Raw genomic sequence first — 13,570 nt, 5'->3', positions numbered from 1 at the left:
GGCAGTTCGCGCAGGATGTCTCGAAATGTCATGGTCATGTCCTTTCGGCAGGCATGGTCACTGGCCCCTTGCCGAGCGCCAGCCAGTTGAGCGAGACGCCAAGGCCGTTCGAGAGCTTCACGAGCGCGTCGAGTTTCGGCTCTGCCGTGTGGCGCTGGGCGAGGTAGCGTTCCAACCGGCCTTTGGGCAGTTCGGTGCGCGCGCACATGTCTTCGATGGTCCATCCGCGCTCCGCCTTCAGCCAGCGCAGCCGGTCGGAGAAATTTTGGGTGTCGGTCCAGCTCATCGGGCGTCCCTCCAGCTCCGCATGACGGTCAACGCCGCCAGCCAATCTCGCTTGTCCCAGCTGAAGATCACTGCGCGCCATCTGAAGATTGTGCGTGCAGAAACGCCATGCCGTCGGCCTCCGAGGTTGGCCGAGGCAGTGGCGCCCAATCCATTGATCCAAAGGCCCCGAGACTCCAGGATGGCGGCCAGACGTCTTGCGCCATCGTTCCTCGCTTTCTGCGGAAGCGTCTCGTAACGTTTCCACAGGGCCTTTTCGTCGCGGTCCCCGATGCATCGCCAATCGCGTGGTTCGGAGAGCTCGCGGTGCTGCATCCGAACTTCGCGCACAAGCGCCTCGTGGACTTCTTCCTCGGTGGCCGGTTTACGCTTCATCGGCTGCATCCTCATCGGACAGAGGGGTGCTCAGCGCCCATTCCAGATCATCGCGGTATTCGCGTGCTATCCGCCTCAACATCTGGCGGCGGTATCCCTGGGGCATGCCCTGGAAGTTGGAGTAGGAAATATTGAAGAGCCGCTGGCCTTCCTTGACTTTCGGCTTCGGGGCGAGAGCGGCGTCGGCCGCGTCGAGATCGCCTCCGTTGAGCTTCAGCAGCTTCGCATAGGTGGCCTGGTCGGAGGGCGGCAGTTTCGCCAGACGCTCGATTGCCGACTGGTTGTCCTCGATCGGCGTGCCGACGAGGGCGTCATGCAGCGCCGGCTGCAGTGCTTTCGCGATGGCATGCATTCGCCGTGCTGAACGCCCAGAGATATTGAGCCGGGTCGTTACGCGCTGGTAAAACTGTCCCTCTTGGCTGTCATCCTGTATGCCGAGAAGATTGAACTCTGAAAACTCGGCCAAGTTGGCCGCGTTTTTCTTCGGCCGGCCACCTTGAGGATTAATTTCGCCGAATCGCTTCTCGAAAATATCGCGATAGGCGGCGACTGCGTCGATGCGCTCCAGGGCGGACAACTCGTTGCGGAAGAGGTTCTCCTCTATCTCTTCCTCGCGCGCCTCTTGCGTGTTGCCCTTTATGATCGCCGCGTCGATCTCGGTGCGGCCCGCTAGCCGGTGTCCCTCCAGCCGGTGCCCGCCCACGACCAGCGTGAACTTGCATTTGCCGTTGGGTGTTCGGCGCACCTTGATCGGCGGCAGCGTGCGACCGCCCTGGATCAGCATCGCCATTAAGCTTGCATAGTCTGGTTTGACCGCGCGCAGCCGGTCTTCCGGCACGTGGATGTCGGCGATCGCAATGGTCTCAATCTTGCTCATCGACCGACGTTCCTTATTGCGCGTTTTTCGTGTCGGCCTGCATCGTGTCGATCGTGCGCTGGTGAAACGCCTCGACCTCCTCGGTGACGCCGTACATGAATTCGATATCTTTCCCGGTCACAGCCAAACCGGGCTGGGTGCCGTACATCTGCATTGCGAGCAGCTCGGCGGCGCCCGCGAAGAATGCGATGCGAAGCGCGGCGACCTGATCCTGCGGCGCGCCCGGATAGACCATCCGCTGAAATTCCTTGAAGCACTCGTCGACAAGCTTCCGGCGTTCCGCCAACTTGAAGATCTTGGGTCGCAGGGCGTCGCCCAAAAGCTGATGATGGAGAAGTTCGCTCATTCGGATTCCTCCTTGTTGAGCGCCGCGCGGGCGCTCTCTGCGATAGCCGAATAGGTGTCCTGGAATTCCGGATACTGCAGGCGCTCGTCGATGGTTCTGAGCGCCCGGTTCACCATGTCGCGCGAACGTTCCAGCTCCTTGGCAACCGCTCGCTTCGGTACGTCGAAATGTTCGACGAGAAGGTGCAGCGCGATCTGTCGCGCCAGGGCCGCGTCGAACCAGTGATGCGGGGGCGAGACGATGTCGGCTTCTGAAAGATGCGGGAAGCGGCTTTGAACGCCGCGCACGCTCGCCTCGAAGAGTGGCAGCACGCCGTCGTCGAGATCGGCTGCGCGGGTTGTGGTCGCGTCTGGCGTTTTCGGTCCGGGCGACTCCGGCGCCTTGGCGAGCGCCTGGAAGAGCAGCGGGAACGGATCAGTCATCGGACAGACCTTCCTGCAGGCGCTGCTCGTGCTGCTCTTCCTGGATCCGAGCGCCGACGATGAAGAGCGACGCGCCGAAGAAGAAGAGCAGATAAAGGATGGCGGCGATGGTACAGATCATAGGGACACTCCCTGAATGGCCGCCACGGCGATAGCGAGAGCGAGAACGCTGATGCAGACAGCGGCGATTGGGCGGCGGTCCGGTCTGGCCCGCTGCCGCTCGCGGGCGAAAAAGTCGTTGTGGGCCTTTGCGAACTGGCGCGCGTGCTCGCGGTCGTTGAACGCAATCTCTGGCGCGGTTTCGCGGTTCTTCTCAGCACTGCGCCGGTCTTGGCGGTTGTTGATGATCCGTACCAGTTCGGCGATGTGCTTCCGGAAATCTCCGTCAACACCTTTGCTATCCGCTTCAAGCCTGTCGAAGGACATCTCCGCCGACATCAGAAGTGCGGTCAGCATCTCCTCGTTGCCCGTCGTCCATGGTTGGGCGCGCACTCCAATTGCGAAGTTGGCGTTGACCAGCGTCATGTCCGCGCCTCCATCAAGTTTTGACGTTGTGCTGCAGAAGGAGCTCGCGAATAATCGAGATCGGGCGGCGATTTCCGCTGACCGGAAGCGTGATAACGGTCACGCCACAGCAGCTCTGGTCTGGTTCCGAGAGCAGCGGCGATCGCCCGCTCGCCGTCTAAATGAGGATTACGGAGGGCTTCGCTGACAGCACCCTTTGTAAGATTGAAGGTGCGTTCAATGTCTACGAAACGGAGGCCCGCCTCGATGATCTTTGCCTTTATTCTGGCTGATTGCCTTGACTTCAGGCTGAGGTGCTTGGCGGCGTCGTCGTTCGGGTCCATAGTTGCTCCCTGATCGGCACGCGTGGTTCAGGTCCAATTTGGCCGATCAATGTCCATTTTTATGGACTATGATATAATTAATTGGAGTAGTCAATGAGTGATGGCGATAAAAAGTCCATAAATTTGGACTATCGCAAGGCTAGTGCCGAAAAGATGGTGAAGAAATACGAGGAGCTCTGGAAAGATCTGGATCCGGAGTTGGCCGGACTCGCTCGTCAGGTGACCGAGGCCACAGAAATTGTCGGCGGACGTAAGGCGGCGGCGGAAATAATGGGAGTTGGCCAAACGACGCTTGACAACTACCGAAGTGGCAAGACCCAGCCTAAGACGCTTGAGTATAGCCGTTTGATTGATGCACGCGGCCTGGCAATCGCGAACTACTTCGATAATGAAAGGGCAGCAATCGGGAAGAGACTCAAGGAAACTCTAGACGGCAATAAACGTTCGCTCTCAAAGACCGACAACTCCGAAAGATCTGTCGCCGTAGCACGTTATGCAGTCCAGGCCTCCGCCGGCGGCGGCTCGGTTGTCTTGGCCGAAGAGGTCTCGGACTATTTTCGGGTGGGCCGCGCCTGGCTCGAGCGCTATGTGCCGCGCGGCGCCAGGACAGGCATCATCGAAGCGCGGGGAGATTCCATGGAGCCGACCATTCGCGACGGCGACATCCTGCTCCTGAATTTCGAGATCAACCGGCAGGACGTCGCCAATGGCGGCGTCTTCGTTATCAGCATTGACGGTCATCTCTACGTCAAGCGCCTGCAGATCCTGCTCGACGGATCCATCAAGATCCTCTCGGACAACAAGAACTACGATCCGGAGACGGTCGACCGGGAATATGCGGATGAAAAGATGATGGTCCACGCCCGCGTCGTCTGGGCGGGCGGGCCGCTGCGATAATACTGAAAATGATGTTGAAAGGTTTAGGCAATGAAGACGCAGACTGTTTTGCGAATGGCAGTGTCGCTGGCCGTGGTGTTGCTGTTGGCGGTGCCTGGAAATGCCCAGCAGTTTGAAGACGACACGGCCGCTGCAGTGCCGCAGGACGTCATGTCAGCGCTGAAGGGAGAGTTGTTCAGGAAGTTGGTGAATCCGGACGGCGCGAAGATCAGAGCTATCAATAAAGCGCCCATGGGCGATGCGTGGTGCGGCTTTATTAACGTGCCCAACGGCATGGGAGCTCTGACCGGATATCGAGCCTTTGCATTTCGCCCGTCGAAACCGCATCTGATTCTAGCCGAGATCGACGAGAGTGACCCGCTTTATGCCATTTCTCGCCAGTCGATTACTCTTAGAGGCTGCTCCATTGAGATGAGCTTCTAACTAGTCATATACCTGTTGCCTGCGGTTCCGGCGCAGGGTATCAGTGTCGCCATGCGGCAGACCTGAGAACTCAACCACGGGAGCCGCGCCATGCGATCAATCGAAACCCTTGCTGACCTCAAACGATCGAACGTCACGATCTATGGCAACTGCACCGGCCGCCATTGTGGACACGGCCAGCCGCTGCCGATCGACGAGCTGATCGCGCGCTTCGGCGCCGACTATGTGGTGATCAATGAAACGCGGATCTCGGCCGCGCTGCGCTGCCAGCGTTGCGGCCACAGGGGAGGGATGCTGACCCTCTCGCCGCCGAGCTCGAGCGGAGCATGATTCCGATTCCTGGCATCCGACTTGATTTCGCCTCTCGCGGTCGCCATACGAATTCCTATCTATATGATATCTTGCGATTATTCGCCTTCTCGGATGCCGATTCCGCCAACTCGGATGCATCATCCGACTTGATTTTGCTTTTCGAGCACCAGGTGGGAGGATCGCCAGAGCCTTTCGAAGGCATGGCTTCAAAACGAAAACGCAATATGCGTCAATGGGTTGATGCCTGTCGCGTTCTGCTCTCCGCCACGTTTTCGAAGCCTGTTTGAAGCCGCGTCGACGATCAATCGAAGATCGCTCGATTCCGCTGTTTTATCCAGAACCTGCTGGCAAAACGAACTGCCCGACCTTCCCGATCAGAGGTCACGCAACGCCTTGTATGCTGGGCGTTTCCCGCCACTTCCCGTGAAATCCCGGTTGATCCCGGAAAAACCAGAACCCGGTGACAAACTACAAGCGCGCCAGCTGGTTCTGCACTTTTTGTCACAAGGTTCTGGAACATTTTCGGCTCATAACTGCTCGCGTCAGGGACCCGTGTAAGGACCGGCCAGCAGGTCAAAAGTCGTCACTCGGCTTTCGTATTACCTTGTTGATGCGATCTGTGAATTCCTTCGCAGCATCTTCATTCCGCTTTCTAATAGCTTCTTTGTCTTCCGCCTTGTCCGAGAACAGCTTTTCGCCTGCCTCCAACATCGGCTTCATCAACGTATCAAAAAGAAGCCCGTGAAATACGGTGTTCTTCCAGCCGCCCATGCTAATTCCCGGCAGAATACCGTTTGTATTGTTTGGGGAATTTTTTGGATTCCAGCCATGAAACCCCCCACTCCTCGCATATCTTACGGCAAAAAAGCATTCCGGCCCCACAGTTCGGTTGCCCTCTTTCCTACTTGTTTCAACGATCATACGTGCCAAGTAGGCCTGCACCCGCCTTGCTGCCTGCCAATCCACCTTACGGGTGTTCATTATTCGAGCAGCTAACAGGATATCCCGATTGGTGACAAAACGAGCTCCCGAACCAAGCCGTCCCCCTACAGTCTGTCCATTGGCCGGTGATGAACTGATAGGCTTGTAGTCTTCTTCGACCTTGTAGGTTTGGGTGTTGCCGCTCTGCGGATGAAATTCCGTCACAGCCACAGCCCCACTCTCGGGCTTGCTCATTAGGACTACACTCAGCGGCTTGCCCTCATGATAGCCTGCGAAAGCAAACGAGTGCGAGAAACCGCTCAAGGCTCCAAATTTTCGCTTGATTGCGGCGTCCCGTATTTTTTCGAGTGCTTGCTCTAGAGTAAATCCATGGCCATCAAACAAGTTCTCAAGCCAGCTGCTAACTTCGAGCAAGGAGTTGTCAGGTTGTACCCTAGCGCCTACCCCAGCATAACCGATCAATCCGCGGGCATTCGCGGCCTCGATTGCAAACACCTTTTTTGCGCTATCGAATTTTCTGTTCGGACTAAGGTAATAACGATTGTCCCCAGCCATCCACGCCATCCGATGATTGACGCCCCAGATCAACAATGTCATCCGAAAAACCTTCTTTTTGCTTATTCAGAAAATGACGGATACTGGGCAGAAAGAACAGGGTTAGAGCTAACTTCCGCTAGTGGCACAAAGCGCCGATGTGCTGTGTGTCGTTGTTAGGCCATTATCCCAAATCAAATAAGGCAATTTGTCCGCTTTGCTGACGTCGATTGAACCGGATTCAAGGCAGGCGGATTTGCAGTTTCAGCGTGCGATCACATTTGTAACGATGAGTTCTTTCGCCGGCGCGCCCTTGCCACCATTGACCGAATAGGTCAGCGACACGTCCTCGATCTGAAAACTACTGAACGTCCCGCGGATCTTCGGCCGGTCGTTGATCGATAGAAGGAACTCGCCCTGGATGCCTGAGAGGATGTCCGCCATGCGGTCGAAATCATCCGCTGAAAACACTCCCTTGCCGTAGTCCGCCTCGCTCCCGAAATAAGGCGGATCCAGATAGAAAAGCATGCCCGGCCGATCCCATCGGGCGATGAATTCGCTCCATGGCAGACACTCGATCACGACGCCGGTAAGCCGCTCATGCACGTCCTCGAGGAGGCGCGCCAGGCGCGTCAGGTCGAAGCGCGCACCACAGGACTTGTCGATCCCGAAGGTTCGGCCGGTCACCTTGCCACCGAATGCCGTCTTCTGCAGATAGAGAAATCGCGCGGCTCGCTCCAGGTCGGTCAGGGTCTCCGGAGGGCAGGCGGCCAGTCGCTGGAATTCGCGGCGCGAAGTGATCTGGATGTAGCGCGCCAGCTGGTTCTGCATTTTTTGCCACAAGGTTCTGGAACATTTTCGGCTTATAGCTGCTCGAGTCAGGGACCCGTGTAAGGAAGAGGGCTCGGGAGTCGGCTCTGGGCCCAATTCCTCCAAGTGTTGCATGGCCAACGAATGGCAGCTTACCGACATGAACCAATTCGGCGGGAACCGGCCCGGAGGCAATACGTCTGTGCCCGGGCATGTACTGTAATTGCGGTACATCCAGCTGCGGCGTGATCGGCGACAATCACAGTCATCCAGGGAACGAGTGGAAACCCGAATGACTGTCAGATCGCTTTTTCTTACCCTGATTCTTGGTCTCGCCGCGGCCACGGCGGATGCCGGGCCGCCCAATCCGCGCCCCACCGAGGTGGATCTTCAACTCGTTCTGGCCGCCGACCGGTCGGGCTCGATGTCCCTTTCCCTGGCGAAAGGGCAGCGGCGCGGGTTTGCCGACGCTTTTCGCGACGAACGCCTCCGGAATGCGATCCTGTCCGGTCCGCTGGGCCGGGTCGCTGTGGTGTATTTCGAATGGTCCGATGCCACGGACCAGCACGTCGTCGTCCCCTGGACAATCCTGGGCAACAGCGGCGATCTCGGTCGATTTGCTGACCGGCTTGATCAGGCGGATATCGCCGTGACCCCCAACGCCACCTCGCTTTCGGCCGCACTGACCTTCGCACGGCAGCTGGTGGACGCAAACGGCTTGACCTCGCATCGCATCGTTGTGGACGTTTCGGGCAACGGCCGGAACACGCAAGGACCGTCGATGGAGGCGGCACGGGATGACCTGCGCGCGATTGGCGCCGTCGTCAACGGTCTCGTGCTGCCAGACACGACATACGCGCAAGGCGGGCCCTATGGTATGATGTTCTCTGGTTACGACGGGCCGCTAACGGATTATTTCGAAGCCTCCGTCATCTGCGGTCCCGGTGCTTTTGCCCTTGATGTGGAGCTCCCCGGCGGCATTGCAGGCGCCATCCTGCGCAAGCTGGTGCTGGAGGTCGCCTGGACCGGAAAGGAAGGGATCAGCCATGACCAGGCACAACGCACAATCCGGCGATAGAGAAGCCATCATCGCGATCATCGAGGCCGAAACGGAAGCCTGGCTGCGTTCCGACACGTCGGGTTGGGCCGATTGCTGGGTGCAAGCGCCCCATGCCCAGCATATCATCGCACGGCCCTCTGTCGGCGCACGGGTGTTGTACGGATTCGACGAGATCGCGGCCTATTTCACGCCCCTGATCGAGGCATTTTCATCCCAATCCGAACGGCCGCACGACGTCCGGCGCGAGAACTGGCGCATCAGCATCCGCGGCGACATGGCATGGGCCACGTTCGAACAGTACATTCCGCTTGACGCCGGTGAGGACGGCGCGCCCGGGCGGCACAACCAGATGCGCATCCTCGAACGCGTGGACGGCGCGTGGAAGATCGCGGCCATTTTCCAAATTCCCAACCGTATCGGCTATTACGCAGGTCCGTGGGTCCGCGTCGATCGCGCGGCGCACATTCTCGACATGGGTCTCGGCACGGCCGAGGCGCTGCGCACGCATCCGGCCTTGCGCAAGGTTGGCCAGAAGCTGTGCACCCGGCACACGGCCGATGCCGAAATCCTCCGTGTGGCGCTGGCCGAAGCAGACGAGCTGATCAGCGTGCACCGAGGCAAGCCGCCGCGTCCGCTGATCCTGAACCATGAACACGGCACGGGAATCTCGCTCGCCTGGGTGTCGAATTCGGACATGATGATCGTCGTGCTGCTCGGTGACGAGAGTCTGCTGTCCAATACAATCGCCCATGCCGGCCGGGTGTTCGGGCTGAGCCGGATGCAGGTGCGCGTTGCCACGGCGCTGGCGCGGGGCAATGACAGCAGCACCATCGCGCGCGACCTCGGCGTGCAGCCAAACACCGTTCGAACGCATGTCCGGCGCATGTTCGAAAGGTTGGAGGTCAACAGTCAGATCGCTCTGGTCCGCACATTGATGAGCCTGGACCCGCCCACACACTGAGGACAGGAGCAGGGCAAGACGGTCATTCACTCTGCCAGGCTACGGCAATGGTCTGCGCTTCGATGCTGATTGTTTTGCAGCCGACGATAGAAAATTGGAAAAGAGATGTTTTCCCGACAACTGCCATTCGCTCCGACTGCGGCGAACGGCGGCATTGAGTCAATTTTTGCCATTGATTTCAACGACGCCAACGACAGTTTTGCTGACATTTCGGACATCAGGGCGGCTGCGGCGGCCAGAGCGGAGGGCGACAAGGCAAAACGCCATCTGGACGAGCGCTACCGCGCAATCGATAGCGCGAACGGGGCGAAGCCGTGTTTGGCGATGATATGCGGCACGAAATGCATGAAGGATTCGGGTCCGCGGGCGCTGGCGATCGGTCCCAGATCTTCAATGACCTCCTCCTGCCAGCCCATGGTCCGAAGCAGCGCATGCACGTGTTCCTTGGCGCTCGTTTCATTGCCGCTGAGAAAGACAGTCGCCATCGGCGAAAGGCATTCCGGATTGGCCATAACAGCAAACAACATCGTATTGAGCGTCTTCACCACCGCGGTATCCGGAAGCGCTGCCTGCAGATGTTCAGCCACGGAACTGTCCGGGTAGAGAAGACCTACCGGCATTCCGGCCTCGTCGCGCCGCATAGCGTTGGAAACATCGACAAGAACCTTGCCCGCCAGTTCCGACTGTAAAGGGCTGAGGAACGCAACGCTTGTTTCTCCCGGTGTTGCGTTGAAGATGATGTCCGAGGCGGCGATGGCCTCGCTCGTCGATTTGAATTCGGTATTCGGTCCACTCCAGCGGTCGCTCGGCTTTTCAGGATCGACGATGCCGACGACAAAGTTCTGGCCGGATGCGGCGAGACGGGTGGCAATGGCCGAGGCGACGCGCCCAGACCCGAGGATAGCGATATTGGTCATGCTGGTTTCCTTGTTTTCTCTGATTTCAAACGAGCCGCGACAGCGCCTTGGTGACAGCCGCGCTCAACGCGGGGGTGGTTGCGACGAAATGCTTGCTTTCGAATGACCAGGGCGCCCCGTTGGCGTCGGTTATCGTTCCGCCGGCTTCCTCGATCAGGAGCGCGCCGGAGACGATGCCGGACAGAACGTCACTGAACTGCCAGAATGCATCCATCCGCCCGGCGGCGACCTGCACGAGTTGCACCGTGGCCGGCACCGAGACGCGCACCGTCAGAGCGGTCTGCAACATCAGCGTGACTGACGCGCCAATCTGCTCATGGGTCTTGCGGGATTCTCCGGGCGACGCCTGTCCCGTGCCAACCATCGCCGCATTGATATCCGCCTTGGCGGAAACGCTGAGCGGCACATCATTCTGCCATGCCCCGGCGTCTTTAAGGGCAGAGTAGGTGTCGCCCGTCAGGGGAAAGTGCACCGCAGTGACGACAGGTCTGTTGTCCCTGATCAACGTTGCGCTCACGCACCAGTCGGCCATCCCGTGTATCTGGTTGATCGCGCCTTCAACCGGATCGACGATCCACCATTCTCCCTGCGGCAGCAGGCCGGCTGCCAGTTCGTCTTCGACAATGCGCGCTTCAGGGCGCACCTTGGCGAGATGCTCTCTCAGGATACGCATGGAAACCTCATCATTGGCTTCTATGCGCGCGTTGATATCGGCCCGGTCCGCCGGGCGGGCGTCAATGGAAAAGCGTTCCTTGATCGCATTGGCGGCCGCAATCACGGCGTCCGCCGTTGCAGTGCGTAAAACATGATCAGGCGGGTCTGTGTCCATTTTGATCTTTCTTGTGTCTAAAACCGATGGAGTATTAATATGAGCTATCGCTCACTTTCAAAACTCGCATTCCACGATGTCTCGACCAGCCGGAAAAACACTGCTCAAACCCCGGAAAACACCGCGTCAGGCGCGGTCGGGGGCGACTGTCGATGCCATTCTGGAAGCAGCCGCTCGCATTCTGGAGCGCTCGGGTTTCGACGGATATTCCACCAATGCCATCGCCAGGCGCGCCGGTGTGAGTATCGGCTCGCTCTATCAGTATTTCCCGGGCAAGGATGCGATCACAGCCTCGCTCATCGAACGCGAACAGGATGCGCTATGGAAGGATATTGCAGGAATTGAAGCAGCGGCCGGCGGCTCTGATCCATTGCGGACGCTCATCATGATCGCTGTAACGCATCAGTTGCGGCGCCCCGCATTGGCCCGGATACTGGATGTTGAAGAAAAACGGTTGCCGCGAGACATCGCTCCATCCCGTCTGGCAGAGCAACTCATAATCACCGTCAACACCTACGTCGAAGCCGCCGGATATGAAACTGATATGGAAGATGCGACCACGGCCAGGGATATCATTGCAATAATCAGGGGTATGGTTGATGCCGCGGGACAATATGGTGAACATGATATGCAAACGCTCGCAAACCGCATCTATCGCGCTGTCGTTGGATATCTGAGTTGCGAGATATAGCCTGATCGGGTGATGTCACACTATTCGGCGCGTCACCGTTTGCCTCGACCATAAACATCGTCATTTCCCACCTGAAATCATCGCGCTTACTGTTGGTTCTGTTATTGCTTATCATCAAGCATGCGCACGCATCCGGCCTGGCGCAATGTCGGCCGGAAGCTGTGCACCCGGCACGCCGCCGATGCCGAAATCCTGCGTGCGGCGCTAGCGCTTCGATGCTGATTGTTTTGCAGCCGACGATTGAAAACTGGAAGAGATGTCTGGCCGACAACTGCCATTCGCTCCGGTTGCGGCGAAGGGCGGCTTGGAGCCCAAAGTGCATGATTCTGCGCTCTGTCCAAATGTCCGGTCCGTCAATCCATCAGTTGAAACCGATACAACACAGGGTTTGGCGACTAGCATGGCGGGACTGCTCCGGCGTCCAGTTTACCACCCAGGCGTTCCGCTAGACCTCGCGACGCAGAATTGTCGTGATGCACAAGCGCAATGAGGCTCGAGAGTCCAAGATCCTGCGTTGCATAGCTCTTGAAAGCAACACTCTTTCTGATCTCAAACGCTCAAACGTCACGATCTGCGGCGAGTGCGCCGGTCGCCAATGGGGACACGGCCAGGCGATGCCGATAGACGAGCCGATCGCGAGCTTTGGTGCTGACTATGTGGCGATCAACGAAACGCGTATCTCCACTGCGCTGCGATGCCAACGCTGCGGCCACAAGGGCGGAATGATAACCCTCTCGCCGCCGAGCGCAATTGCCTGGAGAGGGCGTCATAGGAAGATGTGTATTCGACCGCGGGAAATACGATGCGCTGGAGTCGGAACATCGAAGTGAGATTGATTGAACACAAGAAACCATGGCGTCAGTGAAATAATCGACCCGACTTTCAATGGACATGAAGATGCCGCCAGGCCCTGATGCATCTTCTTGCATTCACTCTCGTAAATTTTGATTTGCTTTGTCTTGCTTTAATAGCAACTGCCGAAAAACATCATTCTCAAGATTCTCAATAGACCAATCCATGAATACTTTTGCTATCGTGAGCAACTCTTCTCGTTTCATATCAGAAATACGTCGGTTATTTATCATGTAACACTTGGCCCATCTGATTACTGTCGTCGCATTGTCAGATCGAAGCGAGTATTTTTCCCTTCGTTCAGTTGTCATTTTCTATACCCACAGTGGTTCGAAACCGTTGCATCGATAGTCCATATCATTGATGGGACTGTTGAGGTTTCATGGAGAATTGATGGATAAATTTTCGCGATCACATTTTCACTGAATTGGTGTGCCATCGACCGTCGAACTTAAATTCGACGATGGTCACATGAATAATCTGATACTTATCGCAGAAGACGAGCAACAGATTGCCGATGTTCTCGACGCCTATCTGACAAGAGAAGGATTCCGAACGGTTCGGGCAGGAGACGGTCATGTGGCTGTCGAACTGCAGGTAACACTCAAACCCGATCTTATGCTTCTGGATATAGCAATGCCTCGACGAGACGGCTGGGAGGTATTGGCTGAAGTTCGCCGGAAAACCGAAACGCCGATAATAGTAATAACTGCCCTCGACAAGGACATTGACCGCCTTCAGGCGCTTCGTATTGGCGCTGATGATTATATAGTAAAACCGTTCAATCCCGTTGAAGTGGTCGCTCGAGTTAAAGCTGTATTGCGCCGAGCGGGTCTTACCTCCTCTAGCGGCATACTTAGGTATGGGGACATCGCAGTCGACCTCGACAGCTATCTCGTAAAAGTTGAGAAAAACGGTCAATCTCGGTATCTGAAACTAACGCTTACAGAATTTAGAATTCTTGCACACTTGGCGCACCAACCGATGCGTGTGTATTCACGCAGCGACATAGTGGACGCTTGTCTCCTTGGCGGTGACGCCCTCGACCGCACGGTGGACAGCCACATTAGCAATCTGCGTAAAAAATTCGAACAGCTTGACCTGTACGGATTGTTGTCAAGCGTAAGGGGAGTTGGCTACCGGCTTGGGGGTACTGATTAATGCCGCGGCGTGGAGTAAGCACTCAAAT

General features: G+C 57.5%; 19 protein-coding genes. 7 read left to right on the top strand and 12 right to left on the bottom strand.

Annotation, left to right across the window (positions count from 1 at the left end; translation table 11 throughout):
- Positions 1-34: 34 nt before the first annotated feature.
- The 8 genes from K1W69_RS17305 to K1W69_RS17275 are packed head-to-tail and all read right to left on the bottom strand — an operon-like array spanning position 35 to position 3,153.
- Complete coding sequence (locus K1W69_RS17305; RefSeq protein WP_220229676.1) at positions 35-286, bottom strand: helix-turn-helix domain-containing protein; 252 nt, start codon at positions 284-286, stop codon at positions 35-37.
- Entirely contained in the window at positions 283-660 is a 378-nt protein-coding gene (locus K1W69_RS17300; RefSeq protein WP_220229675.1) for a hypothetical protein, read from the bottom strand. The genes K1W69_RS17305 and K1W69_RS17300 overlap by 4 nt, the downstream gene beginning before the upstream one ends.
- Positions 650-1,645, bottom strand: coding sequence for a ParB N-terminal domain-containing protein (locus tag K1W69_RS17295; RefSeq protein ID WP_502793609.1), 996 nt, complete (start codon positions 1,643-1,645; stop codon positions 650-652). Before K1W69_RS17295 ends, K1W69_RS17300 begins: the two co-directional genes overlap by 11 nt.
- Positions 1,551-1,883, bottom strand: a complete 333-nt coding sequence (locus K1W69_RS17290) for a hypothetical protein (protein WP_220229673.1) — start codon at positions 1,881-1,883, stop codon at positions 1,551-1,553. The genes K1W69_RS17295 and K1W69_RS17290 overlap by 95 nt, the downstream gene beginning before the upstream one ends.
- Positions 1,880-2,305, bottom strand: a complete 426-nt coding sequence (locus K1W69_RS17285; protein ID WP_258571161.1) for a hypothetical protein — start codon at positions 2,303-2,305, stop codon at positions 1,880-1,882. Before K1W69_RS17285 ends, K1W69_RS17290 begins: the two co-directional genes overlap by 4 nt.
- Complete coding sequence (locus K1W69_RS27105) at positions 2,298-2,426, bottom strand: hypothetical protein (protein WP_258571160.1); 129 nt, start codon at positions 2,424-2,426, stop codon at positions 2,298-2,300. Before K1W69_RS27105 ends, K1W69_RS17285 begins: the two co-directional genes overlap by 8 nt.
- Positions 2,423-2,830, bottom strand: a complete 408-nt coding sequence (locus K1W69_RS17280; protein WP_220229672.1) for a hypothetical protein — start codon at positions 2,828-2,830, stop codon at positions 2,423-2,425. The genes K1W69_RS27105 and K1W69_RS17280 overlap by 4 nt, the downstream gene beginning before the upstream one ends.
- Positions 2,827-3,153, bottom strand: a complete 327-nt coding sequence (locus K1W69_RS17275) for a helix-turn-helix domain-containing protein (protein WP_220229671.1) — start codon at positions 3,151-3,153, stop codon at positions 2,827-2,829. Before K1W69_RS17275 ends, K1W69_RS17280 begins: the two co-directional genes overlap by 4 nt.
- A 93-nt stretch (positions 3,154-3,246) precedes the next feature.
- Between K1W69_RS17275 and K1W69_RS17270 the strand changes: the two genes are divergently transcribed.
- From K1W69_RS17270 to K1W69_RS17260, 3 genes are all read left to right on the top strand, one after another.
- Entirely contained in the window at positions 3,247-4,050 is an 804-nt protein-coding gene (locus tag K1W69_RS17270; RefSeq protein WP_220229670.1) for a S24 family peptidase, read from the top strand.
- A 30-nt stretch (positions 4,051-4,080) separates the two neighbouring features.
- A complete protein-coding gene (locus K1W69_RS17265; RefSeq protein ID WP_220229669.1) occupies positions 4,081-4,473 on the top strand; it encodes a hypothetical protein in 393 nt (130 codons plus the stop codon).
- Between the two features lie 90 nt (positions 4,474-4,563).
- A complete protein-coding gene (locus tag K1W69_RS17260) occupies positions 4,564-4,803 on the top strand; it encodes a hypothetical protein (protein WP_220229668.1) in 240 nt (79 codons plus the stop codon).
- Positions 4,804-5,358: 555 nt separating this feature from the next.
- Here the strand turns inward: K1W69_RS17260 and K1W69_RS17255 are convergent.
- Together K1W69_RS17255 and K1W69_RS17250 are read right to left on the bottom strand one after the other, a co-directional pair.
- Positions 5,359-6,324 (bottom strand): hypothetical protein, encoded by a 966-nt coding sequence (locus tag K1W69_RS17255; RefSeq protein WP_220229667.1) that lies wholly within the window; start codon positions 6,322-6,324, stop codon positions 5,359-5,361.
- 201 nt (positions 6,325-6,525) lie between these two features.
- Positions 6,526-7,092: a DNA adenine methylase gene (locus K1W69_RS17250; protein WP_306308809.1), complete on the bottom strand. Its 567-nt coding sequence runs from the start codon at positions 7,090-7,092 to the stop codon at positions 6,526-6,528.
- A gap of 271 nt (positions 7,093-7,363) precedes the next feature.
- Here K1W69_RS17250 and K1W69_RS17245 point away from each other — a divergent pair, with 271 nt between their 5' ends.
- Both K1W69_RS17245 and K1W69_RS17240 read left to right on the top strand, forming a co-directional pair.
- Positions 7,364-8,149, top strand: a complete 786-nt coding sequence (locus K1W69_RS17245) for a DUF1194 domain-containing protein (RefSeq protein ID WP_220229665.1) — start codon at positions 7,364-7,366, stop codon at positions 8,147-8,149.
- A complete protein-coding gene (locus tag K1W69_RS17240; RefSeq protein ID WP_220229664.1) occupies positions 8,118-9,092 on the top strand; it encodes a LuxR C-terminal-related transcriptional regulator in 975 nt (324 codons plus the stop codon). The genes K1W69_RS17245 and K1W69_RS17240 overlap by 32 nt, the downstream gene beginning before the upstream one ends.
- 278 nt (positions 9,093-9,370) lie before the next feature.
- Here the strand turns inward: K1W69_RS17240 and K1W69_RS17235 are convergent, their stop codons facing one another.
- Positions 9,371-10,009, bottom strand: coding sequence for an NADPH-dependent F420 reductase (locus K1W69_RS17235; protein ID WP_220229663.1), 639 nt, complete (start codon positions 10,007-10,009; stop codon positions 9,371-9,373).
- A 25-nt stretch (positions 10,010-10,034) separates the two neighbouring features.
- Positions 10,035-10,838 carry an inositol monophosphatase family protein gene (locus K1W69_RS17230; RefSeq protein WP_220229662.1) on the bottom strand — a complete coding sequence of 268 codons (804 nt, stop codon included), beginning with the start codon at positions 10,836-10,838 and terminating at the stop codon, positions 10,035-10,037.
- Between the two features lie 76 nt (positions 10,839-10,914).
- Between K1W69_RS17230 and K1W69_RS17225 the strand changes: the two genes are divergently transcribed.
- Together K1W69_RS17225 and K1W69_RS17220 are read left to right on the top strand one after the other, a co-directional pair.
- Entirely contained in the window at positions 10,915-11,529 is a 615-nt protein-coding gene (locus tag K1W69_RS17225; RefSeq protein ID WP_220229661.1) for a TetR/AcrR family transcriptional regulator, read from the top strand.
- A 1,323-nt stretch (positions 11,530-12,852) separates the two neighbouring features.
- Entirely contained in the window at positions 12,853-13,542 is a 690-nt protein-coding gene (locus K1W69_RS17220; RefSeq protein WP_220229660.1) for a response regulator, read from the top strand.
- Positions 13,543-13,570: the final 28 nt, after the last annotated feature.

Source organism: Flavimaribacter sediminis, from assembly GCF_019492055.1.
GTDB classification, from domain to species: Bacteria; Pseudomonadota; Alphaproteobacteria; order Rhizobiales; family Rhizobiaceae; genus Flavimaribacter; species Flavimaribacter sediminis.
Note: the sequence above shows the minus strand (reverse complement) of the source record. Positions and strands in the feature narration are given on the sequence as shown.